The organism is Streptomyces sp. NPDC060205, assembly GCF_042728395.1.
Lineage (GTDB): Bacteria > Actinomycetota > Actinomycetes > Streptomycetales > Streptomycetaceae > Streptomyces.
In genome coordinates, this window is the sequence record NZ_JBHWZP010000156.1 from 1 (window position 1) to 21,921 (window position 21,921).

The 21,921-nt window shown below is 69.9% G+C and carries 23 protein-coding genes; 8 read left to right on the forward strand and 15 right to left on the reverse strand.

Features of this window, described 5'->3' with window-relative positions; genetic code table 11:
- Positions 1-175: 175 nt before the first annotated feature.
- The 3 genes from dapD to ACFWGJ_RS25340 form a co-directional block, all read right to left on the reverse strand.
- Positions 176-1,168 carry a 2,3,4,5-tetrahydropyridine-2,6-dicarboxylate N-succinyltransferase gene (dapD, locus tag ACFWGJ_RS25330; protein WP_387328587.1) on the reverse strand — a complete coding sequence of 331 codons (993 nt, stop codon included), beginning with the start codon at positions 1,166-1,168 and terminating at the stop codon, positions 176-178.
- A 110-nt stretch (positions 1,169-1,278) separates the two neighbouring features.
- Positions 1,279-1,815, reverse strand: coding sequence for a TetR/AcrR family transcriptional regulator (locus ACFWGJ_RS25335; RefSeq protein WP_387328590.1), 537 nt, complete (start codon positions 1,813-1,815; stop codon positions 1,279-1,281).
- Positions 1,816-1,861: 46 nt separating this feature from the next.
- Positions 1,862-2,182, reverse strand: coding sequence for a multidrug efflux SMR transporter (locus ACFWGJ_RS25340; RefSeq protein ID WP_107017831.1), 321 nt, complete (start codon positions 2,180-2,182; stop codon positions 1,862-1,864).
- A gap of 110 nt (positions 2,183-2,292) precedes the next feature.
- Here ACFWGJ_RS25340 and ACFWGJ_RS25345 point away from each other — a divergent pair, with 110 nt between their 5' ends.
- Both ACFWGJ_RS25345 and ACFWGJ_RS25350 read left to right on the forward strand, forming a co-directional pair.
- Entirely contained in the window at positions 2,293-2,613 is a 321-nt protein-coding gene (locus ACFWGJ_RS25345) for a hypothetical protein (protein WP_387328593.1), read from the forward strand.
- A gap of 376 nt (positions 2,614-2,989) precedes the next feature.
- Complete coding sequence (locus ACFWGJ_RS25350; RefSeq protein WP_387328596.1) at positions 2,990-3,853, forward strand: AbfB domain-containing protein; 864 nt, start codon at positions 2,990-2,992, stop codon at positions 3,851-3,853.
- Positions 3,854-3,963: 110 nt separating this feature from the next.
- On the opposite strand, the gene ACFWGJ_RS25355 is transcribed toward ACFWGJ_RS25350, so the two are convergent.
- The 8 genes from ACFWGJ_RS25355 to ACFWGJ_RS25390 form a co-directional block, all read right to left on the reverse strand.
- Positions 3,964-4,296, reverse strand: coding sequence for a metal-sulfur cluster assembly factor (locus ACFWGJ_RS25355; RefSeq protein ID WP_107017666.1), 333 nt, complete (start codon positions 4,294-4,296; stop codon positions 3,964-3,966).
- Complete coding sequence (sufU, locus tag ACFWGJ_RS25360) at positions 4,293-4,760, reverse strand: Fe-S cluster assembly sulfur transfer protein SufU (protein ID WP_366785991.1); 468 nt, start codon at positions 4,758-4,760, stop codon at positions 4,293-4,295. Before sufU ends, ACFWGJ_RS25355 begins: the two co-directional genes overlap by 4 nt.
- A gap of 15 nt (positions 4,761-4,775) precedes the next feature.
- Complete coding sequence (locus ACFWGJ_RS25365; RefSeq protein ID WP_210883729.1) at positions 4,776-6,050, reverse strand: cysteine desulfurase; 1,275 nt, start codon at positions 6,048-6,050, stop codon at positions 4,776-4,778.
- Entirely contained in the window at positions 6,047-6,811 is a 765-nt protein-coding gene (gene sufC, locus ACFWGJ_RS25370) for a Fe-S cluster assembly ATPase SufC (protein ID WP_210883727.1), read from the reverse strand. The genes ACFWGJ_RS25365 and sufC overlap by 4 nt, the downstream gene beginning before the upstream one ends.
- Positions 6,812-6,818: 7 nt before the next feature.
- The gene (locus ACFWGJ_RS25375; protein WP_387328601.1) at positions 6,819-7,154 is read right to left on the reverse strand and encodes a non-heme iron oxygenase ferredoxin subunit; all 336 of its coding nucleotides are present in this window, start codon (positions 7,152-7,154) and stop codon (positions 6,819-6,821) included.
- Positions 7,154-8,332 carry a Fe-S cluster assembly protein SufD gene (gene sufD, locus ACFWGJ_RS25380; RefSeq protein ID WP_387328603.1) on the reverse strand — a complete coding sequence of 393 codons (1,179 nt, stop codon included), beginning with the start codon at positions 8,330-8,332 and terminating at the stop codon, positions 7,154-7,156. The genes ACFWGJ_RS25375 and sufD overlap by 1 nt, the downstream gene beginning before the upstream one ends.
- A 65-nt stretch (positions 8,333-8,397) precedes the next feature.
- The gene (gene sufB / locus ACFWGJ_RS25385) at positions 8,398-9,822 is read right to left on the reverse strand and encodes a Fe-S cluster assembly protein SufB (protein WP_210883721.1); all 1,425 of its coding nucleotides are present in this window, start codon (positions 9,820-9,822) and stop codon (positions 8,398-8,400) included.
- Positions 9,819-10,607 (reverse strand): helix-turn-helix transcriptional regulator, encoded by a 789-nt coding sequence (locus tag ACFWGJ_RS25390; protein ID WP_387328605.1) that lies wholly within the window; start codon positions 10,605-10,607, stop codon positions 9,819-9,821. The genes sufB and ACFWGJ_RS25390 overlap by 4 nt, the downstream gene beginning before the upstream one ends.
- A gap of 160 nt (positions 10,608-10,767) precedes the next feature.
- Between ACFWGJ_RS25390 and ACFWGJ_RS25395 the strand changes: the two genes are divergently transcribed.
- The 4 genes from ACFWGJ_RS25395 (at position 10,768) to ACFWGJ_RS25410 (ending at position 14,539) form a co-directional block, all read left to right on the forward strand.
- Positions 10,768-11,631 carry an aminoglycoside N(3)-acetyltransferase gene (locus ACFWGJ_RS25395; protein WP_387328608.1) on the forward strand — a complete coding sequence of 288 codons (864 nt, stop codon included), beginning with the start codon at positions 10,768-10,770 and terminating at the stop codon, positions 11,629-11,631.
- Positions 11,632-11,699: 68 nt separating this feature from the next.
- Positions 11,700-12,623 carry an ABC transporter ATP-binding protein gene (locus ACFWGJ_RS25400; RefSeq protein WP_387328611.1) on the forward strand — a complete coding sequence of 308 codons (924 nt, stop codon included), beginning with the start codon at positions 11,700-11,702 and terminating at the stop codon, positions 12,621-12,623.
- On the forward strand, positions 12,620-13,450 hold the full coding sequence (locus ACFWGJ_RS25405; protein WP_387328614.1) for an ABC transporter permease: 831 nt from the start codon (positions 12,620-12,622) through the stop codon (positions 13,448-13,450). Before ACFWGJ_RS25400 ends, ACFWGJ_RS25405 begins: the two co-directional genes overlap by 4 nt.
- Before the next feature lie 90 nt (positions 13,451-13,540).
- Complete coding sequence (locus ACFWGJ_RS25410) at positions 13,541-14,539, forward strand: heme A synthase (protein WP_387328617.1); 999 nt, start codon at positions 13,541-13,543, stop codon at positions 14,537-14,539.
- A gap of 30 nt (positions 14,540-14,569) precedes the next feature.
- Here the strand turns inward: ACFWGJ_RS25410 and ACFWGJ_RS25415 are convergent, their stop codons facing one another.
- The 4 genes from ACFWGJ_RS25415 to ACFWGJ_RS25430 all read right to left on the reverse strand — a co-directional run bounded on the left by ACFWGJ_RS25415 (position 14,570) and on the right by ACFWGJ_RS25430 (position 18,154).
- Positions 14,570-15,346, reverse strand: a complete 777-nt coding sequence (locus ACFWGJ_RS25415; RefSeq protein WP_387328620.1) for a nucleotidyltransferase — start codon at positions 15,344-15,346, stop codon at positions 14,570-14,572.
- Positions 15,347-15,364: 18 nt separating this feature from the next.
- On the reverse strand, positions 15,365-16,471 hold the full coding sequence (locus ACFWGJ_RS25420) for an amidohydrolase family protein (protein WP_387328622.1): 1,107 nt from the start codon (positions 16,469-16,471) through the stop codon (positions 15,365-15,367).
- 129 nt (positions 16,472-16,600) lie between these two features.
- Entirely contained in the window at positions 16,601-16,957 is a 357-nt protein-coding gene (locus ACFWGJ_RS25425; RefSeq protein WP_387328625.1) for a hypothetical protein, read from the reverse strand.
- 240 nt (positions 16,958-17,197) lie between these two features.
- The gene (locus tag ACFWGJ_RS25430; RefSeq protein ID WP_210890224.1) at positions 17,198-18,154 is read right to left on the reverse strand and encodes a heme o synthase; all 957 of its coding nucleotides are present in this window, start codon (positions 18,152-18,154) and stop codon (positions 17,198-17,200) included.
- Positions 18,155-18,509: 355 nt separating this feature from the next.
- Here ACFWGJ_RS25430 and tkt point away from each other — a divergent pair, with 355 nt between their 5' ends.
- Both tkt and tal read left to right on the forward strand, forming a co-directional pair.
- Positions 18,510-20,597: a transketolase gene (tkt, locus tag ACFWGJ_RS25435; protein WP_387328627.1), complete on the forward strand. Its 2,088-nt coding sequence runs from the start codon at positions 18,510-18,512 to the stop codon at positions 20,595-20,597.
- A gap of 45 nt (positions 20,598-20,642) precedes the next feature.
- Complete coding sequence (gene tal / locus ACFWGJ_RS25440; RefSeq protein ID WP_387328630.1) at positions 20,643-21,761, forward strand: transaldolase; 1,119 nt, start codon at positions 20,643-20,645, stop codon at positions 21,759-21,761.
- The last annotated feature ends 160 nt before the right edge of the window (positions 21,762-21,921 follow it).

Below are 21,921 nucleotides of genomic sequence, written 5' to 3' on the forward strand. Positions count from 1 at the left end.
GTTCCCCGCGCCCCTAAAGGACAAAAACAGGGGCGCAGCCCCGTTTTTAGGGGCGCGGGGAACTGCGCGGCCAGCCACATCGGACCCGCACAGAACACCCGGACCCGCACCCGAACACGACGAACGCCCTCCCGCACCGGCAGGAGAGCGCTTCGCGTCAAAGCCTCGGCACGCCTCAGTTGTGACTGTGCAGAATCTCGTTCAGCCCACCCCACACCGCATTGTTCGGCCGAGCCTCCACCTTCCCAGTGACAGAGTTCCGCCGGAACAGAATGTTCGACGCCCCGGACAGCTCACGCGCCTTGACGATCTGCCCGTCGGGCATCGTCACCCGCGTACCGGCGGTGACGTACAGCCCGGCCTCCACCACACACTCGTCCCCGAGGGCGATCCCCACCCCCGCCTCCGCCCCGATGAGGCACCGCTCCCCGATGGTGATGCGGACATTGCCCCCACCGGACAGCGTCCCCATCGTGGACGCGCCACCCCCGATGTCGGAGCCGTCACCGACCACCACACCCGCGGAGATCCGGCCCTCGACCATCGACGTACCGAGCGTGCCGGCGTTGAAGTTCACGAAGCCCTCGTGCATGACCGTGGTGCCCTCGGCCAGGTGCGCCCCGAGGCGCACACGGTCGGCGTCGGCGATGCGGACGCCCTTGGGCGCCACGTAGTCCGTCATGCGCGGGAACTTGTCGATGGACGTCACGGCCAGGTGCAGCCCCTCGGCGCGGGCGTTCAGCCGGACCTTCTCCACGTCGTCCACGGCCACCGGTCCGAGGGAGGTCCAGGCGACGTTGGCGAGGTGGGCGAACAGCCCGTCCAGGCTCTGCCCGTGCGGCTTGACCAGCCGGTGGGAGAGCAGGTGCAGACGCAGGTACGCGTCGTGCGCGTCGAGCGGCTTCTCGTCGAGCGAGGCGATGACCGTGCGGACCGCGACCACCTCGACACCCCGGCGGGCGTCCGGGCCGATCGCTTTCACGGCACCTTCGCCGAGCAGTTCCACGGCGCGTTCGACGGGCAGCCGCTCGGAGCCGGAGGGGCCGGGTTCGGCGGCCAGTTCGGGGGCCGGGAACCAGGTGTCGAGGACGGTGCCGTCGGGGGTGATCGTGGCAAGCCCGGCGGCGACGGCGCCGGTGGTGGTGCGTGTAGCAGTCGTGTCGGTCATGACAGAAACCTAACGTGGCGGCCCCCGCCCGAGCCAACCCGCGCCCCCGCCGTCTCAGGTACCGGCCACCCGCACGACACGCCGCCCGCCACCCGCCGACCATCACCCGCTCAACCCGTCACCCGCGCCAGCACCTCCCGCGCGTACTCCTCGTCGTACGGCGCCCCCGTCAGCAGCACCTGCAGACAGATGCCGTCGATCAGCGCGACCAGCGCCCGCGCGGTCACCGGGTCGGTCCGGCGGGCGAGGAGGTCGGCGAAGTCCCGCCCGCACTCGTCGGCGACGGGCCGCAGGACGGGCCGGCGCAGTGCGGCGAGGTAGAGCTCGTACTCCACCTCCACCCCCGTACGGTCGTCCGCGAGCCATTCGCCGACGAGTCCGGCCAGTTCGGTGGCGAGGTCGGTGCCGGCGTCCCGCAGGGCCTCACGCGCGGCCACCGTCTTCGCGAAGCCCTCGTTGGCCTGGCGCAGCGCGGCGACCAGCAGCTCGTCGAGGGTCGTGAAGTGGTACGTGGTCGAGCCGAGCGGTACGTCCGCCTCGGCCGCGACGGAGCGGTGGCTCAGCCCCGCGATGCCCCTGGCCGCCACGACCCGGATCGCCGCGTCGATGATCCGCTGCCGCCGCTCGGGGTCGTACCGCCTGGCCATCAGCGGTCACCGTCCGAGCGGCCCGCGTGTCCGCCGCCCGCGGCCATCAGTGCGCCCCGCCCAGGTTCAGCACCACGACCCCGCCGATGATCATCGCGATACCGGCGAACTTGGCGAAGCTCAGCCCCTCTCCGAGGAACACCGCCCCGATCACCACGATGGCCGCCGTGCCGAGCCCGGCCCAGATCGCGTAGGCCGTGCCGACGGACACCGTCTTGAGTGTCTGCGCCAGCAGCAGGAAGGCGACGACGTAGCCGAGGGCGGTCAGCAGCGAGGGCCAGAGCCTGCTGAAACCGTCGCTGTACTTCATGGCGGTGGTGGCGGCCACTTCCGCGGCGATGGCTCCGGCGAGCAGCACATATCCCATGTGTACGAGTGTACGCATCGATACGTACGCCCGTACACAGAACCGGGCCACCCCGCGGGGCCCCTGTGGAAATATGCGCGGCGCACACCCCTCGTTCGCTCATTTCCCTTATGGCACCGGGAAGTTACCGAGAACCGACGATCCGCGACTTCCGGCTCACCAACGAGGCCGTCCTCGGTGCCTTCATGGACGACAACTCGGCGCCGCTGTCCTTCATCCAGACCAGCGTGGGCCTCTTCGACGGCGGCCGTCTCGCCGACAAGGACTTCCCCGTCCCGAACGACGTCGAGGGCTCCCCCGCCCTGTTCGGTACGGAGCTCAAAGCGATCCCGGACGAGCCGGGCGGCCCCGGTGCAGAACGGCACAGGCCGCGAACGGATCGCCACGCTCCTGTCCGCCTTCGGAAAGCGCCCCTGATCCATCAGCCCTGAGAGGAAATCTTCCGGCCGCACCGGAAGATTCCCTTCGCCCGGGCGCCGGCGCCCGGGCTTCTCCCTCGGGCGCCGGACCCCCTCCTCAGGGCCCTGATCTCGAATCCTTAAGCCTTGAACTATCTTTCCCGGCCGACGGACCCGAAGCCGGGCGCCAACTCGTCGGCCGGCCAAGCCAGTTCAGGCAGAAACCGCTCTCAGGAACGCTTACTCGACCCGCACGAGTTCCACTACTGTTCCCCTCGTCGCGCACACGGACCGCCCGGCCATGGCCGTCCCGTGCGCCCGCGACCTCCGCCTCCTCATGTGCCACGAGATGTGCCACGACCAATGACCGAACCGCGTCCGCCGTCGGCGACGCCGGGGGGAACCGCGCATGCCCGAAAGAAACACCGAGTCCGCTCCCGACCCGTCCCTCCACCTTCCGAAGGTGTGGGAGACCGGCGAGACCCTGGACCAGGCCCCCATACCCGGGACCCGCCGGCTGTGGCTGGCCGGAGCGCTGCTGCTGGCGGTCCTCGCCTCCACGGTGACCGCGGTGACCGTGCTGGACGAGGACAGGGGGACCTCGCCGAAGGACCGCACGGAGAACATCTCCGCCAAGGACGAGCCGCTGGTCGCCGCGCCGCCCGTGGCCGCCACCGCTCCCAGCGGCAAGAGCGGGCTGGCCGCACCCTCGGCCTCCGGCAGCAGCCCGGACGGCTCCACGTCGCCCGAGAAGCAGCAGGGCGGCGCGGGCCCCGTACCGAAGCCGTCGGCGTCGGCGTCGAAGCCCGCGTCCGGCGGCAAGCCTCCGGCGTCCGAGCCGTCGTCCGCGCGGAAGTCCGTCCAAGCGGTGAACTACCCCGACCGCTACTGGCGTGTCGACCACGATTCGGTGCGGCTCGACCGGGTGGACCCGCGCGGCTCCTCCCGGACCGGGCAGGAGGCCTCCTTCAAGCTGGTGCCGGGCCTCGCCGACGCCGACTGCGTCTCGTTCTCGCTGGGGAACGGCCGCTATCTGCGGCACGCCCAGTTCCGGCTGCGCGCCGACCGCCGCGACGGCTCCGCGCTGTTCGAGAAGGACGCCACCTTCTGCCCGCGCCCGTCGGCGTTCTCCGGCGCCGTCATGCTGGAGTCGGTCAACTACCCCGGCCGCTTCCTGCGCCACCGCGACTTCCGGCTCCGCCTCGACCCGTACGACAACAACCGTCTCTACCAGGCCGACTCGGCGTTCCGCCTGGTCAAGGGCCTGGGCTGAGCCGCACGACGTAGAGCTGCAGAGCTGAAGAACTGCAGAACTGACGCACCACGCACGCGGCCCCCGACAAATCGCCGGGGGCCGCACGCGTACGGACGGGTGCCAGGTGCTCAGACGTTGAAGCCGAGCGCCCGCAGCTGGTCACGGCCGTCGTCCGTGATCTTGTCCGGGCCCCACGGCGGCATCCACACCCAGTTGATGCGGAGCTCGTTCACGATGCCGTCCGTGGCGGACTTGGCCTGGTCCTCGATGACGTCGGTGAGCGGACACGCCGCCGACGTCAGGGTCATGTCGATCGTCGCGATGTTCGCGTCGTCGATGTGGATCCCGTAGATCAGTCCGAGGTTGACGACGTCGATGCCCAGCTCGGGGTCGACGACGTCGTACAGCGCCTCGCGGACTTCTTCCTCGGAGGCCGGTTTCATCTCGATGGTCTCGCTCATGCCGTCTTCCTCTCGGCGCCGGCCTCGCCCAGGGCCTGGGCCGTCGCGTCCTTCCAGGCCATCCAGCTCAGCAGCGCGCACTTCACGCGGGCGGGGTACTTGGAGACCCCGGCGAACGCGACCGCGTCCTCCAGGACCTCCTCCATGGCGTCGTCCGGCTCGATCCGGCCCTTGGACTGCATCAGCTCCAGGAAGGTCTCCTGGATCTTCTGCGCCTCGGCCAGGTCCCGGCCCACGAGCAGCTCGTTCAGCACGGAGGCGGAGGCCTGGCTGATGGAGCAGCCCTGGCCCTCGTACGAGACGTCACTGATCGTCGTGCCGTCGTACTTCACCCGCAGGGTGATCTCGTCGCCGCACGTCGGGTTGACGTGGTGCACCTCGGCGTCGCCGTCCCTCAGACCGCGCCCGTGCGGGTGCTTGTAGTGGTCCAGGATGACTTCCTGGTACATCGAATCAAGCCTCACGACTCAGCCAGCTCCTCAGCCGAAGAAGTTCCGTACGTGCTCCAGGCCGTCGACCAGTGCGTCGATCTCGGCCGGCGTGGAGTACAGATAGAACGACGCTCGTGTGGTCGCAGGAATTCCGTACCGCAGGCAGACCGGCCGTGCGCAGTGGTGTCCGACCCGGACCGCGATGCCCTGTTCGTCGAGAACCTGGCCCACGTCGTGCGGGTGGATGTCACCCAGCGTGAACGAGATCGCCGCGCCGCGGTCCTCGGCGGTCGTCGGGCCGATGATGCGCAGGCCCGGGACCTCGGCGAACCGCTTCACCGCGTACTCGGTGAGCGCGTGCTCATGGGCGAGGATCCGGTCCATGCCGATCGCGCTCAGATAGTCGATGGCCGCACCGAGACCGACCGCCTGGGCGATCGGCGGGGTGCCCGCCTCGAACTTGTGCGGGGCGGGAGCGTAGGTCGACGAGTGCATCGACACCGTCTCGATCATCTCGCCGCCGCCGAGGAACGGAGGCAGGTCCTCCAGCAGCTCCTGGCGGCCCCAGAGGACGCCGATGCCGGTCGGGCCGCACATCTTGTGACCGGTGAAGGCCACGAAGTCGGCCTGCAGGGCCTGTACGTCCAGCGGCATGTGCGGGGCGGCCTGGGAGGCGTCGATGCAGACCAGCGCACCGACCTCCTGCGCACGACGCACTATCGCCTCGACCGGGTTGACCGTGCCCAGGATGTTCGACACCAGCACGAAGGAGACGATCTTCGTCTTCTCGGTGATGATCTCGTCGATGTTGGACAGGTCGAGCCGGCCGTCGTCGGTGAGGCCGAACCACTTCAGCTTCGCGCCCGTGCGCTGCGCGAGCAGCTGCCACGGCACGATGTTGGAGTGGTGCTCCATCTCCGTGATGACGATCTCGGTCTCGTGGTCGACCCGGTAGGGCTCGTCGGCCCAGCCGAGCATGTTGGCCACGAGGTTGAGTGATTCCGAGGCGTTCTTCGTGAAGATGACCTCGTCGCGGCTCGGCGCGTTGATGAACGCGGCGACCTTGTCGCGCGCGCCCTCGTACAGCGCCGTGGCCTCCTCCGCGAGCACATGCACACCGCGGTGGACGTTGGCGTTGTACTGCTCGTAGTAACCACTGAGTGCGTCCAGCACCTGGCGCGGCTTCTGCGAGGTCGCCGCGTTGTCCAGGTACACGAGCTTCTTACCGTCGTGGACCTGGCGGTCCAGGATGGGGAAGTCCTTACGGATCGCCTCGTCGAGTAGTTGAGATGTTCCCGTGAGGAGGCCCGGCAACTGCGTCACGCTGATGCTCCACCCTTCACGTACTTGTCGTAGCCCTCGGCCTCAAGCTGGTCGGCGAGCTCGGCGCCGCCGGACTCGGCGATGCGGCCGTTCGCGAACACGTGCACGTGGTCGGGCTTGATGTAGCGCAGGATGCGCGTGTAGTGCGTGATCAGCAGGGTGCCGACCTCGCCGCTCTCACGGACGCGGTTGACGCCCTCGGAGACGACGCGCAGGGCGTCGACGTCCAGGCCGGAGTCGGTCTCGTCGAGGATCGCGATCTTCGGCTTGAGCAGCTCCAGCTGAAGGATCTCGTGGCGCTTCTTCTCGCCGCCGGAGAAGCCCTCGTTCACGTTGCGCTCGGCGAAGGCCGGGTCCATGTTCAGCCGCTGCATGGCCTCCTTGACCTCCTTGATCCACAGGCGGAGCTTGGGGGCTTCGCCGCGAATCGCGGTGGCGGAGGTGCGCAGGAAGTTGGAGACGGAGACACCGGGCACCTCGACCGGGTACTGCATCGCCAGGAACAGGCCCGCGCGGGCGCGCTCGTCGACGGACATCTCCAGGACGTCCTCGCCGTCGAGGGTGACGGTGCCGCCGGTGATCGTGTACTTGGGGTGTCCCGCGAGCGAGTAGGCGAGAGTCGACTTGCCGGAGCCGTTCGGGCCCATGATGGCGTGCGTCTCGCCCTGCTTCACGGTCAGGTCGACGCCCTTGAGGATCTCCTTCGTGGCGTTGTCGGCCTCGACGGTGACGTGCAGGTCGTGGATTTCAAGCGTTGCCATGGGTTCCTCAGGACTCCTGGGTGAGGGAGACGAGCACGTCGTCCCCTTCGATCTTTACGGGGTATACGGGGACGGGGCGCGTCGCGGGAAGACCGGACGGCTTGCCGGTTCTGAGGTCGAACGCGGAGCCGTGCAGCCAGCACTCGATCTGACAGTCCTCCACCTCGCCCTCGGAGAGCGAGACGTTCGCGTGCGAGCAGATGTCGTGGATCGCGAACACCTCCCCCTCGGTCTGCACGACCGAGACCGGCGTGCCGTCGAGTTCCACCCGTTTCGGGGTGTCCTCCTCCAGCTCGCTCAGCCCACAGGCCCGCAGGTATTGAGCACGGTCGAAGGCAGTCATCAGACGGACGCCTCCAGCTCCTCGTCGATCCTGGCGAGAAGGCGTTCCTGGATGTCGGGGACGCGGATCTGCTGGACCAGCTCGGCGAAGAAGCCGCGGACCACCAGACGGCGGGCCTCGTCGGCCGGGATGCCGCGGGCCATCAGGTAGAAGAGCTGCTCGTCGTCGAAGCGGCCGGTCGCGGAGGCGTGTCCGGCGCCGACGATCTCGCCGGTCTCGATCTCCAGGTTCGGTACGGAGTCGACCCGGGCACCGTCGGTCAGAACCAGGTTGCGGTTCATCTCGTAGGTGTCCGTGCCCTCGGCGGCGGCCTCGATGAGGACGTCGCCGATCCACACCGCGTGGGCGCCGTCGCCCTGGAGCGCACCCTTGTAGGCGACGTTCGACTTGCAGTGCGGGGTGTTGTGGTCGACCAGGAGGCGGTGCTCCTGGTGCTGGCCGGCGTCCGTGAAGTACAGGCCGAACAGCTCGGCCTCGCCGCCGGTGCCCGCGTAGGCGACCCGCGGGTGGAGGCGTACGAGGTCGCCGCCGAAGGTGACCACGAAGGACTTGAAGGTGGCGTCGCGGCCGATCAGCGCGTTGTGCTGGCCGACGTGGACGGCCTTGTCGTCCCAGTCCTGGACGGAGACGACGGTGAGCTTGGCGCCGTCGCCCAGGACGTAGTCGACGTTGGCGGCCAGGACGGCGTCACCGGTGTGGTCGATGACGACGACGGCCTCGGCGAAGGCTCCCAGCTCGATGACCTGGTGGCCGTAGGCGACCCCGCCCGCGCCGTGCACGGCGATACGGATCGGCTCGGTGAGGACCGTCTCCTTGGGGACGGTGACCACACCGGCCTTCTCGAACGCCGAGTAGGCCTGGGCGGCGATCCGGTCGACCGGGGTCGCGCGGCCGAGCCGCGCGTCGTCGCGGCCGACGGTCTCGACGGTGACGCCCTCGGGCGCGTCGATGTCGACCTTGACGCCGTCGCCGGTGGCGACCGCGGTGCCGTCGTGCAGCCCGCGCAGCCGCTCCAGCGGCGTGAACCGCCACTCCTCCTCGCGGCCGTGGGGGACGGGGAAGTCCGCCACGTCGAAGGACGGGGGCGCGCTCATGCGCGTGGCGACGGTCGACTCGGCGGCCACCGCGATCTGGCCGGCGGTGGTTGACCCCACCGGGATGTTCTGAGCCTCAGCCATGGCTGTCGGTCTGCTCTCTTCCTACGTCTACGTCAGAAATCTGGCGACTGCTCCGGGGGCGGGTCCTAACCGACCGCGCCTTCCATCTGCAGCTCGATCAGCCGGTTGAGCTCCAGCGCGTACTCCATGGGCAGCTCCTTCGCGATGGGCTCGACGAAGCCGCGCACGATCATGGCCATCGCCTCGAACTCGGAGAGGCCGCGGCTCATGAGGTAGAAGAGCTGGTCGTCGGAGACCTTGGAGACGGTCGCCTCGTGGCCCATGGACACGTCGTCCTCGCGGACGTCCACGTAGGGGTACGTGTCCGAGCGGGAGATGGTGTCGACGAGCAGCGCGTCGCACAGGACGTTCGACTTCGATCCGTGGGCGCCCTCGCCGATCTCGACGAGACCGCGGTAGGACGTACGGCCGCCGCCGCGCGCCACGGACTTCGACACGATGTTCGAGGACGTGTTCGGCGCCATGTGGACCATCTTGGAGCCGGCGTCCTGGTGCTGGCCCTCGCCCGCGAAGGCGATGGAGAGGGTCTCGCCCTTGGCGTGCTCGCCCATCAGGTAGACGGCCGGGTACTTCATGGTGACCTTGGAGCCGATGTTGCCGTCGATCCACTCCATGGTCGCGCCCTCGTACGCCACGGCGCGCTTGGTGACCAGGTTGTAGACGTTGTTCGACCAGTTCTGGATGGTCGTGTAACGGCAGCGGCCACCCTTCTTGACGATGATCTCGACGACCGCGGAGTGCAGCGAGTCCGACTTGTAGATCGGGGCGGTGCAGCCCTCGACGTAGTGCACGTAGGCACCCTCGTCGACGATGATCAGCGTCCGCTCGAACTGGCCCATGTTCTCCGTGTTGATACGGAAGTAGGCCTGGAGCGGGATCTCTACGTGCACGCCCTTCGGCACGTAGATGAACGAGCCGCCGGACCACACCGCGGAGTTCAGCGACGCGAACTTGTTGTCGCCGACCGGGATGACGGTGCCGAAGTACTCCTTGAAGAGCTCCGGGTGCTCCTTCAGCGCGGTGTCGGTGTCCATGAAGATGACACCCTGCGCCTCCAGCTCCTCGTTGATCTGGTGGTAGACGACCTCGGACTCGTACTGGGCCGCGACACCGGCGACGAGGCGCTGCTTCTCCGCCTCGGGGATGCCGAGCTTGTCGTACGTGTTCTTGATGTCCTCGGGCAGGTCCTCCCAGGACTGGGCCTGCTTCTCCGTGGAGCGCACGAAGTACTTGATGTTGTCGAAGTCGATGCCCGAGAGGTCCGAGCCCCAGTTCGGCATGGGCTTCTTGTCGAACAGGCGCAGGCCCTTGAGACGGAGCTTGGTCATCCACTCCGGCTCGTTCTTCTTCGCGGAGATGTCCCGCACGACGTGTTCGTTGATACCGCGCTTGGCAGAGGCACCAGCCACGTCGGAGTCGGCCCAGCCGTATTCGTAGTTACCCAGACCCTCAAGCTCGGGGTGGGCGGTCTCCTCGATGGGGAGCGTCATGCGGGGTTCCTCCCGGCGGTACGTGCGGATGCGTTATCAGTGGTCTTGGAAGGCGTGGAGACTGGTGGAGCCTGGGAAATCTTCGGGGTGTGGGAAATCTTGGGGATGAAGGTCGTGCAGACGCCGTCGCCGTGGGCGATGGTGGCCAGCCGCTGCACGTGAGTACCCAGCAGCTCGGAGAAGAACTCGGTCTCCGCCTCGCACAGCTGCGGGAACTGCTCGGCGACATGGGCGACCGGGCAGTGGTGCTGGCAGAGCTGCTCACCTACCGGTGCGCTGCGCGCCGTAGCAGCGTACCCGTCCGCGCTCAGGGCCTTGGCCAGGGCTTCGGCCCGCTTCTCGGGAGCGGCGGACTCGACCGCCTCGCGGTAGGCGCCGGCCTGGGCGGCCATCCGGGCGCGGGCGAAGGCGACGAGCGCCCCCTCCCCGCCCTCGCGCTCGGCGATCCAGCGCAGGGCGTCCGCGGCGAGCTGGTCGTAGGACTGGTCGAAGGCGTCCCGGCCGCAGTCGGTCAGGGCGAACACCTTGGCGGGCCGTCCGCGCGTACGAGCGCCGTAGACCCGCTGTTCGCGGGGCTCCACGACGTCGTCGGAGACGAGGGCGTCAAGGTGGCGGCGGACGGCGGCCTGGGTCAGACCCAGCCGTCCGGCGAGATCGGCCACGGTCGACGGGCCGTGGTCCAGGATGGAGCGCGCGACCCGGTTGCGCGTGGAGCGCTCCCCGGTCGCGAGTTCCTCCTGAGGGGCCCCCGTGGGGGTCTCCTGAGCCTCGCCGACGTATTTCACAACACCATTGTTGCGTAATTCCTTAGAGAGTGACAAGCCGTGTCCGCGCCCGGTGGGGTGCGGTGCATCACTTAGGTAAACCTAATCTGACCTGCGGGAACGATCTTTGATCGATCAATTCGCTGGCATCGGCCGAGGCCGTCGGCAAGACTGGCGAACCATGCCGACACCCCCTCTCACCGGCCCTCTCATCACGCGCGCCACCCTCGCCGCGGACCTGCGCGCACTGGGCGTACGTCCCGGCGAGACGCTTCTCGTGCATTCGTCACTGCGTTCCCTCGGATGGGTCAACGGAGGAGCGGTCGCCGTCGTGCGGGGACTGCTCGACGCGCTCGGCCCCGACGGCACGCTCGTGGTCCCCACCCAGTCCGGCGACCTCTCCGACCCGGCCCTGTGGAGCAGCCCGCCGGTGCCCGAGGAGTGGTGGCCGACCATCCGGGCCACGATGCCCGCGTACGACCCGCTCGTGACGCCCTCGCGCGGGGTGGGCGTGGTCCCGGAGACCGTGCGCTCCTGGCCCGGCGCCCTGCGCAGCGCCCATCCGCAGACCTCCTTCGCGGCCGTCGGCCCGGCCGCCGCGGTGATCGTCGAGGACCACGCGCCGGACTGCCGCCTCGGTGAGCACAGCCCGCTGGCGCGCCTGGAGGAGCGCGGCGCCCGCGTCCTGCTGCTGGGCGCGGGCTACGACACCTGCACCGGCTTCCACCTGGCCGAGTACCGCATACCCGCGCCCCGCGTCGAGGTGGGACGGCCGGTCCTCACTCCGGAGGGGCCCCGCTGGGAGACGGTCACGGAGGTAGCGATCAGCTCGGACGAGTTCGACACCCTGGGCGCCGATTTCGAACGGGACCGTCCTGTCGTACGGGGCCGGGTGGGCGCGGCCGACACACGGCTGTTCCCGCTGGTGGACGCGGTCGCCTACGCGCAGCGATGGCTCGCGGTGCACCGTTCGCGCGAGGAGTGGATCACCAACGACGTGCCCCTCTCACGCGCCGCCCCGCGCGCCGTCCCGCGCCGCCCGTGACGCGCCCCGCCCTCATGCGCCCGCCCGGCCGTCCCTAGACTTGGCGACCATGCGAAGTGAGGCCGCCCATGCGAAGTGACCCCGTCGTCCAGGTCAGCGGTCTGGTGAAGCGTTACGGCGGGAAGACCGCCGTGGACGGCCTGGATCTGGTGGCCCGGGCGGGCATCACGGCCGTGCTCGGCCCCAACGGCGCGGGCAAGACGACCACCGTCGAGAGCTGCGAGGGATACCGGCGCCCCGACTCCGGGACGGTCCGGGTGCTGGGCCTCGACCCGGTGCGCGAGGCCTCGGCCCTGCGCCCCCGGATCGGTGTGATGCTCCAGTCCGGCGGCGTCTACTCCGGCGCCCGCGCCGACGAGATGCTCAAGCACGTGGCCAGGCTGCACGCGCATCCCCTGGACGTGGCCGCCCTGATCGAGCGCCTGGGCCTCGGCAGCTGCGGCCGGACCACGTACCGGCGGCTCTCCGGCGGCCAGCAGCAGCGCCTCGCGCTCGCCATGGCCGTCGTGGGACGCCCCGAGCTGGTCTTCCTGGACGAGCCGACCGCGGGCCTCGACCCCCAGGCACGCCGGGCCACCTGGGAACTCGTGCGCGAGCTGCGCGCCGACGGGGTCTCGGTGATCCTCACCACGCACCACATGGACGAGGCCGAGCAGCTCGCCGACGACGTGGCGATCATCGACGCCGGCCGGGTCATCGCGCAGGGCTCCCCCGAGGAGCTGTGCCGCGGCGGCGCCGAGAACACACTGCGGTTCGGCGGGCGCCCCGGCCTGGACGTGGCCTCCCTCCTCAAGGCCCTCCCCGCGGACTCCACGGCGGCCGAGCTGACCCCGGGCTCGTACCGGGTGGGCGGCAAGATCGACCCGCAGCTGCTCGCCACCGTCACCAGTTGGTGCGCCCAGCACGGGGTGATGCCGGAGAAGATCTCCGTGGAGCGGCACACCCTGGAGGACGTCTTCTTGGAGCTCACCGGTAAGGAGCTGCGCGGATGAGCGCGGAAACGACGGGAACGGGAGCGGCGGCAACGGGAGCGGCGGCCACCGCCCGGTCGACGGCCGCGGGCAGCTACGCGCCGAGGCCGGGAGCGGCCCCGCTGCCCCGCATGATCGCGGCACAGGCGGCCCTCGAAACGAAGATGCTGCTGCGCAACGGCGAGCAGCTGCTGCTCACGGTGATCATCCCGACGCTGCTGCTCGTGCTGTTCAGCGCCGTGGACGTCGTCGACACCGGTGACGGCAAGGCCGTGGACTTCCTGGCGCCGGGCATCCTGGCGCTGGCCGTGATGTCGACGGCGTTCACCGGTCAGGCGATCGCGACGGGCTTCGAGCGGCGGTACGGCGTGCTGAAGCGGCTCGCCGTCTCCCCGCTGCCCCGCTGGGGCCTGATGACGGCGAAAAGCCTGTCCGTGCTGGTCACGGAGATTCTCCAGGTGATCCTCGTGACAGGGATCGCCCTAGCGCTGGGCTGGTCGCCGCACGGCAACCCCTTCGCCGTGCTGCTCCTGCTCGTCCTGGGCACGGCCGCGTTCTCCGGGCTCGGCCTGCTGATGGCGGGGACGCTGAAGGCGGAGGCCACGCTGGCCGCCGCGAACCTGGTCTTCCTGCTGCTGCTCATCGGCGGCGGAGTGATCGTCCCGCTGGACAAGTTCCCGCAGGGGGCGCAGGACGTCCTCGGTCTGCTGCCGATCTCGGCCCTCTCGGAGGGGCTGCGGGACGTGCTCCAGCACGGGGCCGGGATGCCCTGGGGCAATCTCGGGATCCTGGCCGTGTGGGCGGTCGCGGGCCTGGCGGCGGCCGGACGGTTCTTCCGCTGGGAGTGACGGCCGGATGTGACGGCAGGGAGTGACGGCACACGGCGGTCCGGAGGGGCCTCGTGAACGCGTGCACAAGCGGCCCCCTACGATGGAGCCGTGCCGAACGTGACCCGAGCGGACGCCGCTCAAGCCGTGCGCAACCCGCTCGCCTTCATCGCAGGGCGCTGGACCCCCTCCCCCCGGACGGTCCAGCGCGCCGCTCTCGCCGCTCTCGTCATGGCGGTGCTGATCGTGGTGACCGGTGGTGCCGTCCGGCTGACCGGCTCGGGCCTCGGCTGCCCGACCTGGCCCAAGTGCACCGACGACTCGCTCACCACCACGAGCGAGATGGGCGTGCACGGCGTCATCGAGTTCGGCAACCGCATGCTGACGTACGTACTGTGCGCCGCGGTCGGCTGGGCGATCATCGCCGCGCGCTCGCAGAAGCCGTACCGCCGCAGCCTCACCCGGCTCGGCTGGACGCAGTTCTGGGTCGTCATGGGCAACGCGATCCTCGGCGGGATCGTCGTCCTCGTGGGCCTGAACCCGTACACGGTCGCCGCGCACTTCCTCCTCTCCACCGCGCTCATCGCCGTCGCCACCGTGATGTGGCAGCGCACCCGGGAGGGCGACGACTCACCCCGTCCGCTGGTCGGCAAGCCGGTCCTGCAGATGGCGTGGATCCTGGTCACCGCCACCGTCCTGCTGATCGCGGTGGGCACGGTCGTCACCGGCGCGGGACCGCACGCCGGCGATTCGAGCGAGGTCCACCGCATCCCGCTGAACTGGGAGAACGTCACCAAGCTGCACGCCGTCCTGGCGTGGATCGTGGTGACGCTGGCCTTCGCGCTGTGGTTCGTCCTGAAGGCCGTCGACGCGCCCCGGGGCCCCCTGCACCGCACCCGCGACCTCTTCCTGGTGCTCCTCGCGCAGGGCGCCATCGGCTACGTCCAGTACTTCACCGACCTGCCGGAGGTCCTGGTCGGCCTCCACATGTTCGGCTCCTGCCTGGTGTGGATCGCCACACTGCGCGTCCTGCTGTCGCTGCGGGAACGCCCGGAGACGGTGGCGGACCTGCCGGGCCAGTCGACGGAGTCGGCGCTCAGCCGCACCTGACCCGCCACGGGCCCGGGCCACCCGCCCGGTTCACGTGTACGCGGCCACCAGCCGGTCGATCGCCGGGCCGAGGAAGTCCCTGGTCAGCTCGCCTCTGCGGGCCGACCACGCCTGGATCTCCCGCACCTCCCGGAGCGGCGCCCCCGGCTGCGGATAGCGCCGCGCGCGGATGTCCGCGACCACCTCCACGGGCGCGCCGAGGCCGGGCAGCAGGTCCAGGGCCTCGCGCTTGCTGATCAGCCGGCCGTCCTTCAGCGTGACCGCGGCGCGCGCGTGGGTGGTCATCCCGACGTCCACCCACGAGTCCTGGGTCCAGTTGCTCGTACGGTCCACCTCGCGGCGCCAGAAGTCCCGCTGGTCCCTGACCACGAACGCGGCGAGTTCGCCGTCCGTCACCGGCGGCAGCAGGGTCCCGGGCTGCTCACCGGACAGGACCAGCCCGAAGGAGTGCAGCTCGCGCCGGGTCACCGGGGTGACCGGCCGCTTGAAGAGCTGCTGGTGCGCCCAGGTGAGGTGCCGCCGCTGCGGACCGGCCGCCGTCCCGGGCGTCAGATAGCTGCAGTGGAGCTTGGCGACGAGCGGTTCGCCGCGCAGCCGGGCGTGCAGCCGGGCCACCCGCCAGACCGTACGCGGGGTGACCGGGCCCTCCAGGACCACGATCAGGTCCAGGTCGCTGCGGCCCTCCTGGTAGTCGTCGCCGCCCTCGGAGCCGAGCGAGCCGTGGGCCCACACGGCCACGGGGCCGAGGCCGCGCAGTTCGGTACGGAAGCGGTCGAGGAGTCGGTCGGTCGCGCCGCTGCGAGTCATGCGCCCAGTCTGTGCACCTCACGCCACTCCGTACACCCGTTTCGCGTTGCCCGCCGCGATCAGTCCCGCGACCCGCTGCGCGTCGACCAGGGACCAGGCGCCCTCGGCCACCCAGGCGCCGAGCACCCGGGCGAGCGCCTCACGGAAGAGACGTGCGCCGACCACATGGAGTTCGGGCAGGCCGTGGGCCCCGCTGGAGAACAGGAGCTTGCCGAAGGGGGCGAGTTCCAGGATCTCCGAGAGGACGGCCGCCGCCCGCGCGCCGGTCCGCACGAGCGCGGCGCCCAGATCGGCGTACACGTGCGGGAACACTCCGGCCAGATGCGCCGCGTGGCGGTGGTACGGGTAGCCGTGCAGCAGCACCAGGTCGGTGCCGAGCCCGGCCGTGGCGCGGGCGAAGTCGGAGAGCAGGACCGGGTCGGTGCGGTCGATGCGCAGTCCGGGCTCGCCGAGCCCCGCGTGCAACTGGAGCGGCCGGCCGGAGGCCACGGCGATCCACAGCAGATGTCTGAGCAGCACCGGATCGCTCAGCGCGCCGCCCACCCGGCGGCCCGCCAGCCAGCGGCCCGCGGCGCCCCGCACCTCGCCGGGCCCCGGCGGTTCGGGCGCGAGCGCGAGGCCGTGCCGTACGCCCGCCACCGAGGTGAAGGCCACGGCGGTCACGGCGGCCCCGTGGACCGACTCGGCGAGGTTGGCGAGGAACGACTCGACGGTGCCGGAGGTGTCGGCGACCTGCTCGGCGAGCAGTTCGAGACGGACGATCTCGTGGGCGTCGGCGGCGCCCGTGGAGGCCATCTCGCCGGGTCCTGTCAGATCGCCCGGCAGCCCGGTGTCGACCAGATACGTCGTGATGCCGCTCCCCCGCAGCAGCTTGCGGCCCGCCTCCAGGACGCCGAGTTCGCGGCGGCGTGCCAGATAGCGGGCGGGCGGGCAGTGCGGTTCGAGACCCAGGAGAGGGGGGCACCAGCGGCGTACGGCGAAACCGGTCTGGGTGTCGAAGAACGTGGTGCCGGCGGCGGGTGGGCCCTCGCCGCGGGCCAGGTGGGCCTCGAAGGTGCCGAGGCCCAGCTCCGTCCGCAGTACGCCGTGGCAGTACTGGTCCACCAGCGACGGCGTTTCGATCATCCGGACCTCCCCCACGTGTGGCTCCGCCTGGTTGCAGGGCTTAACGGGGGAGGTGCGTTGTCGGGTGCGGGTGCGTCGTGGCCGGCCGCGCCCACGCGGCGGAGCCGCACATGTCACAGCCCCGCGCCCCTAACGGGGCTTGGGGCCGCCCACCTGGATGCCCGCCATGCGGGTCCACTCGTACGGGCCCGTCCTGACCTTGTTGGCGAAGTCGCCGTCGAAGTCCTCGTGCACGGTGATGCCGGACTGCTTCACGGCTTCCTCGGCGAGGGCGTAGGTGGGGGCCACGAGGTCGCCCCACTCACCGTCCTCCCCCACGAGCACGATCCGGGCACCCTTCTGCCCGAGGTACGCGATCTGCCCCTCGGCCCCGCCATGAGCCGCGGCGAAGGAGGAGATCTGCTTGGCGAGCTTGCCCGCACGCCGCCCGCCCTTGGCGTCCGGCTCGGCGCCCACGCCCTCGTCAACCTGCTGGATGTCTGCCATACGAGGATGCTACCGACGGGTAGCCCGCATGGCGACGCCCACCCCCACAACCAGGGGCGCGGGGAACGGCGCAGTCTTGTCGTTTTTTGCTTCTAGGGGCGCGGGGAACGGCGCAATCCTTCGCCTTCAGGGGCGCGGGGAACGGCGCAATCTTTTAGGGGCGCGGGGAACTGCGCGACCAGCCACGACGGACCGGCACCCGACAACGCACCGAGGCCACCCCCACCCCCACGCGGAGCGTCACCGCAAGAAGGGGTCCACCGCAACCGCCACGAACAGCAGCGACACGTAAGTGATCGACCAGTGGAACAGCCGCATCTCCTTCAGCTTCGCCCCCACGGCCCCACCCTTGGCCCGCGCCTGCAACCCGTGCGCCTCCCACAGCCAGAACCCGCCCGTCACGACGGCGACCACCGTGTAGAACCACCCGGTGTACCCCAGCGGAGTGAGCAGCAGGGAGACCCCGACCATGGCCCAGCTGTAGAGGACGATCTGCCGCGCGACGACCTTGTTGGAGGCGACGACGGGCAGCATCGGCACGCCAACGCGCGCGTAGTCGTCCTTCACCTTCATGGACAGCGGCCAGTAGTGCGGCGGCGTCCAGAAGAACATGACGAGGAAGAGGATGACCGGCGCCCACGACATGGAGTTCGTGACGGACGACCAGCCGATGAGGACGGGCAGGCAGCCGGCGATCCCGCCCCACACGATGTTCTGCGACGTACGCCGTTTGAGGATCATCGTGTAGACGACGACGTAGAAGAGGAGGGCCCCCAGCGACAGCCAGGCGGACAGCCAGTTGACGGTGAGGCCGAACAGGAGCGTGGAGACCACGGCCAGCGTGATGCCGAAGGCGAGGCATTCGCGGGGGCTCACCATGCCGGTGACCAGCGGGCGCTGCGACGTACGTTCCATGAGCGCGTCGATGTCGCGGTCGATGTACATGTTCAGCGCGTTGGCGCCACCGGCGGAGAGATAACCGCCGAGGCAGGTGAGCAGCACCAGCTTCAGGTCGGGCACCCCCTGCTGCGCCAGGAACATCACCGGCACGGTGGTGATCAGCAGCAGTTCGATGATCCGCGGCTTGGTGAGAGCGACGAACGCCATGACCCGGGCCCCGAACGGCCGGTGGTTCGTGCCCTGACTCGTCCCACCGACTACTCCCGCTGGACGGGATTCAACGGCCGTCACGCACACCCCTGACAGAGACATCCCAGCGAGCCCCGGGTGTGAACTCCCGGTAAAGGCTCGCGCGTACCACGCCACTGTAGACGTTGCCCAGACCCCGGCCTCGGCGGGGGTCCGCTCGTGTTGAAAGGGCGCGGCGAAGGACTGATCGCCTCGGGATTGAGCAGTCGGATGACGTGCTCCGTATTCACTTGCCGAATACGGAACCCGCCGGTCGGGAGGCGGAAGAGGGCAAGTCCCGGCAGTCTGGAATGACTCGAAAAAATGCGCGTTGCCACGGGGGTAGGCTCGACAGCGAGCCGGTGGGCGCCACGTGCACCGGCATTCGACATGTGCAACATGTGGAGAGGAGCCCTGACCCAGGGTGAGCACCAAGCCGACCACAACAGACATCGAGTGGACCGAATTGGACCAGCGGGCGGTCGACACCGCCCGCATCCTGGCCGCCGACGCCGTACAGAAGGTCGGCAACGGCCATCCGGGTACGGCGATGAGTCTGGCGCCAGCCGCGTACACCCTCTTCCAGAAGGTGATGCGGCACGACCCGGCGGACGCCGACTGGACGGGCCGCGACCGCTTCGTGCTGTCCGCGGGCCATTCGTCCCTGACTCTCTACACGCAGCTGTACCTGGCCGGCTTCGGTCTGGAGCTGGACGACCTGAAGTCGTTCAGGACGTGGGGTTCGAAGACCCCGGGACACCCCGAGTACGGGCACACCACCGGCGTGGAGACGACGACCGGGCCGCTCGGCCAGGGTGTCGCCAACGCGGTGGGCATGGCGATGGCCGCCCGCTACGAGCGCGGTCTGTTCGACCCGGAGGCGGCCCCCGGCACCTCCCCGTTCGACCACTTCATCTATGCGATCGCCGGTGACGGCTGCCTCCAGGAGGGCATCTCCGGCGAGGCGTCCTCGATGGCGGGCCACCAGAAGCTCGGCAACCTGGTCCTGCTGTGGGACGACAACCACATCTCGATCGAGGGCGACACGGAGACGGCCGTCTCCGAGGACACCCCCAAGCGGTACGAGGCGTACGGCTGGCACGTGCAGCGCGTGGAGCCGCAGGAGAACGGCGACCTCGACCCGGTCGCGCTGTACGCGGCGATCGAGGCCGCGAAGGCCGTCACGGACAAGCCGTCGTTCATCGCCATGCGCTCGATCATCGCCTGGCCCGCCCCGAACGCGCAGAACACCGAGGCCGCGCACGGCTCGGCGCTCGGTGACGACGAGGTCGCGGCCACCAAGCGGGTCCTCGGCTTCGACCCGGAGAAGTCCTTCGAGGTCGCCGACGAGGTGCTGGCGCACTCCCGCAAGGCCCTCGACCGCGGCCGTGAGGCCAAGGCCGAGTGGGAGAAGGGCTTCGCCGCGTGGCGGACCGCCAATCCGGAGCGCGCCGCCGAGTTCGACCGCATCGCCGCGGGCGAGCTGCCGGCCGGCTGGGAGGAGAAGCTCCCGGTCTTCGAGACCGGCAAGGGCGTCGCCACGCGTGCCGCTTCCGGCAAGGTGCTCCAGGCCCTCGGCGCGGTCATCCCCGAGCTGTGGGGCGGCTCGGCCGACCTCGCGGGCTCGAACAACACGACGATCGACAAGACGTCGTCGTTCCTCCCGGCGGACAACCCGCTGCCCGAGGCGAACCCGTACGGCCGCACGATCCACTTCGGCATCCGCGAGCACTCCATGGCCGCGGAGATGAACGGCATCGCGCTGCACGGCAACACCCGTATCTACGGCGGCACCTTCCTGGTGTTCTCCGACTACATGCGCAACGCCGTCCGCCTGTCCGCGCTGATGCACCTGCCGGTGACGTACGTGTGGACGCACGACTCCATCGGTCTCGGCGAGGACGGCCCGACCCACCAGCCGGTCGAGCACCTGGCCTCGCTGCGCGCCATCCCGGGCCTGAACGTCGTGCGCCCGGCCGACGCCAACGAGACCGCGATCGCGTGGCGCGAGATCCTGCGCCGCTACACCAAGGTCTTCGGCAAGGGCGCTCCGCACGGTCTCGCGCTGACCCGTCAGGGTGTGCCGACGTACGACGCCGACGAGGACGCGACGAAGGGCGCCTATGTGCTCTTCGAGGCCGAGGGCGGCGAGCCCGAGGTCATCCTGATCGCCACCGGTTCCGAGGTGCACGTGGCCGTCGAGGCACGTGAGCAGCTGCAGGCCGCCGGCACCCCGACGCGGGTCGTGTCCGTGCCGTGCGTGGAGTGGTTCGACGAGCAGGACCAGGGGTACCGGGACTCGGTGCTTCCTCCGTCCGTCAAGGCGCGTGTCGCGGTCGAGGCCGGTATCGGTCTGACCTGGCACCGCTTCGTCGGGGACGCGGGCCGCATCGTTTCCCTGGAGCACTTCGGTGCTTCGGCCGACGGCAAGGTCCTCTTCCAGGAGTTCGGCTTCACTGCCGAGAACGTCGCGAACGCCGCCAAGGAATCGATCGCCGCAGCCAAGCGCTGACTGCCGGCTGCCGCTGACATACGACACGTAGGAGATGCATTTTCCATGACAGACGCACTCAAGCGCCTCTCCGAGGAAGGCGTCGCGATCTGGCTGGACGACCTGTCGCGCAAGCGGATCACGTCCGGCAACCTCGCCGAACTGATCGACCAGCAGCACGTCGTGGGCGTCACCACCAACCCGTCGATCTTCCAGAAGGCGATCTCGCAGGGCGACGGCTACGACCAGCAGCTGTCCGACCTCGCCGCCCGCAAGGTCACGGTCGAAGAGGCCATCCGCATGATCACGACGGCGGACGTCCGTGACGCCGCCGACATCCTGCGTCCGGTCTTCGACGCGACGCAGGGCCAGGACGGCCGGGTGTCGATCGAGGTCGACCCGCGTCTGGCGCACAACACCAAGTCGACCGTCGCCGAGGCCAAGCAGCTCGCCTGGCTCGTCGACCGGCCGAACACGCTCATCAAGATCCCGGCGACCATGGCGGGCCTGCCCGCGATCACCGAGACGATCGCGCGGGGCATCAGCGTCAACGTCACCCTGATCTTCTCGCTTGAGCGCTACCGCCTGGTCATGGACGCGTACCTCGCGGGCCTGGAGAAGGCCAAGGCCGCCGGCCTGGACCTCTCCAAGATCCACTCGGTGGCGTCCTTCTTCGTGTCCCGGGTGGACGCCGAGATCGACAAGCGGCTCGACGCGCTGGGCACCGACGAGGCCAAGGCCGCCCGCGGCAAGGCGGGTCTCGCCAACGCGCGGCTCGCGTACCAGGCGTACGAGGAGGTCTTCTCCTCGGACCGCTGGGCCGCCCTGGACAAGGCGCAGGCCAACAAGCAGCGTCCGCTGTGGGCCTCGACCGGCGTCAAGGACCCGGCCTACAAGGACACCCTGTACGTCGAGGACCTCGTCGCGCCGAACACGGTGAACACCATGCCGGAGGCGACCCTGTTCGCCACCGAGGACCACGGGAACATCACCGGCAACACCGTCGCCGGTACGTACGAGCAGGCCCGTGCCGAACTCGACGCGGTCGAGAAGCTCGGGATCTCGTACGACGAAGTGGTCCAGCTGCTGGAGGACGAGGGCGTCGAGAAGTTCGAGGGCGCCTGGAACGACCTGCTCAAGTCGACCGAGGCGGAGCTCCAGCGCCTCGCCCCCTCGGAGGGCTGAAATCTTGTCAAGCAGCAACCCGCTGCGTGACCCGGCGGAGCGGCGGGGCCCGCGGAGAGCGGGGGCGGGGGGGCCCGGGCTCGTCGGGGGCCCCGGGGCGTTTTGGCGGAAAAAACTAATGCGAGCAGTGTATTTCAAATGCAAACCCGGCCGGCGGGCC

What these genes read in the sequence shown, in the direction of transcription:
- dapD (WP_387328587.1), bottom strand. Translation starts at nt 1,168, where the DNA reads ATGACCGACACGACTGCTACACGCACCACCACCGGCGCCGTCGCCGCC.
- ACFWGJ_RS25335 (WP_387328590.1), bottom strand. Translation starts at nt 1,815, where the DNA reads ATGGCCAGGCGGTACGACCCCGAGCGGCGGCAGCGGATCATCGACGCG.
- ACFWGJ_RS25340 (WP_107017831.1), bottom strand. Translation starts at nt 2,182, where the DNA reads ATGGGATATGTGCTGCTCGCCGGAGCCATCGCCGCGGAAGTGGCCGCC.
- ACFWGJ_RS25345 (WP_387328593.1), top strand. Translation starts at nt 2,293, where the DNA reads ATGGCACCGGGAAGTTACCGAGAACCGACGATCCGCGACTTCCGGCTC.
- ACFWGJ_RS25350 (WP_387328596.1), top strand. Translation starts at nt 2,990, where the DNA reads ATGCCCGAAAGAAACACCGAGTCCGCTCCCGACCCGTCCCTCCACCTT.
- ACFWGJ_RS25355 (WP_107017666.1), bottom strand. Translation starts at nt 4,296, where the DNA reads ATGAGCGAGACCATCGAGATGAAACCGGCCTCCGAGGAAGAAGTCCGC.
- sufC (WP_210883727.1), bottom strand. Translation starts at nt 6,811, where the DNA reads ATGGCAACGCTTGAAATCCACGACCTGCACGTCACCGTCGAGGCCGAC.
- ACFWGJ_RS25375 (WP_387328601.1), bottom strand. Translation starts at nt 7,154, where the DNA reads ATGACTGCCTTCGACCGTGCTCAATACCTGCGGGCCTGTGGGCTGAGC.
- sufD (WP_387328603.1), bottom strand. Translation starts at nt 8,332, where the DNA reads ATGGCTGAGGCTCAGAACATCCCGGTGGGGTCAACCACCGCCGGCCAG.
- sufB (WP_210883721.1), bottom strand. Translation starts at nt 9,822, where the DNA reads ATGACGCTCCCCATCGAGGAGACCGCCCACCCCGAGCTTGAGGGTCTG.
- ACFWGJ_RS25395 (WP_387328608.1), top strand. Translation starts at nt 10,768, where the DNA reads ATGCCGACACCCCCTCTCACCGGCCCTCTCATCACGCGCGCCACCCTC.
- ACFWGJ_RS25400 (WP_387328611.1), top strand. Translation starts at nt 11,700, where the DNA reads ATGCGAAGTGACCCCGTCGTCCAGGTCAGCGGTCTGGTGAAGCGTTAC.
- ACFWGJ_RS25405 (WP_387328614.1), top strand. Translation starts at nt 12,620, where the DNA reads ATGAGCGCGGAAACGACGGGAACGGGAGCGGCGGCAACGGGAGCGGCG.
- ACFWGJ_RS25415 (WP_387328620.1), bottom strand. Translation starts at nt 15,346, where the DNA reads ATGACTCGCAGCGGCGCGACCGACCGACTCCTCGACCGCTTCCGTACC.
- ACFWGJ_RS25420 (WP_387328622.1), bottom strand. Translation starts at nt 16,471, where the DNA reads ATGATCGAAACGCCGTCGCTGGTGGACCAGTACTGCCACGGCGTACTG.
- ACFWGJ_RS25425 (WP_387328625.1), bottom strand. Translation starts at nt 16,957, where the DNA reads ATGGCAGACATCCAGCAGGTTGACGAGGGCGTGGGCGCCGAGCCGGAC.
- tal (WP_387328630.1), top strand. Translation starts at nt 20,643, where the DNA reads ATGACAGACGCACTCAAGCGCCTCTCCGAGGAAGGCGTCGCGATCTGG.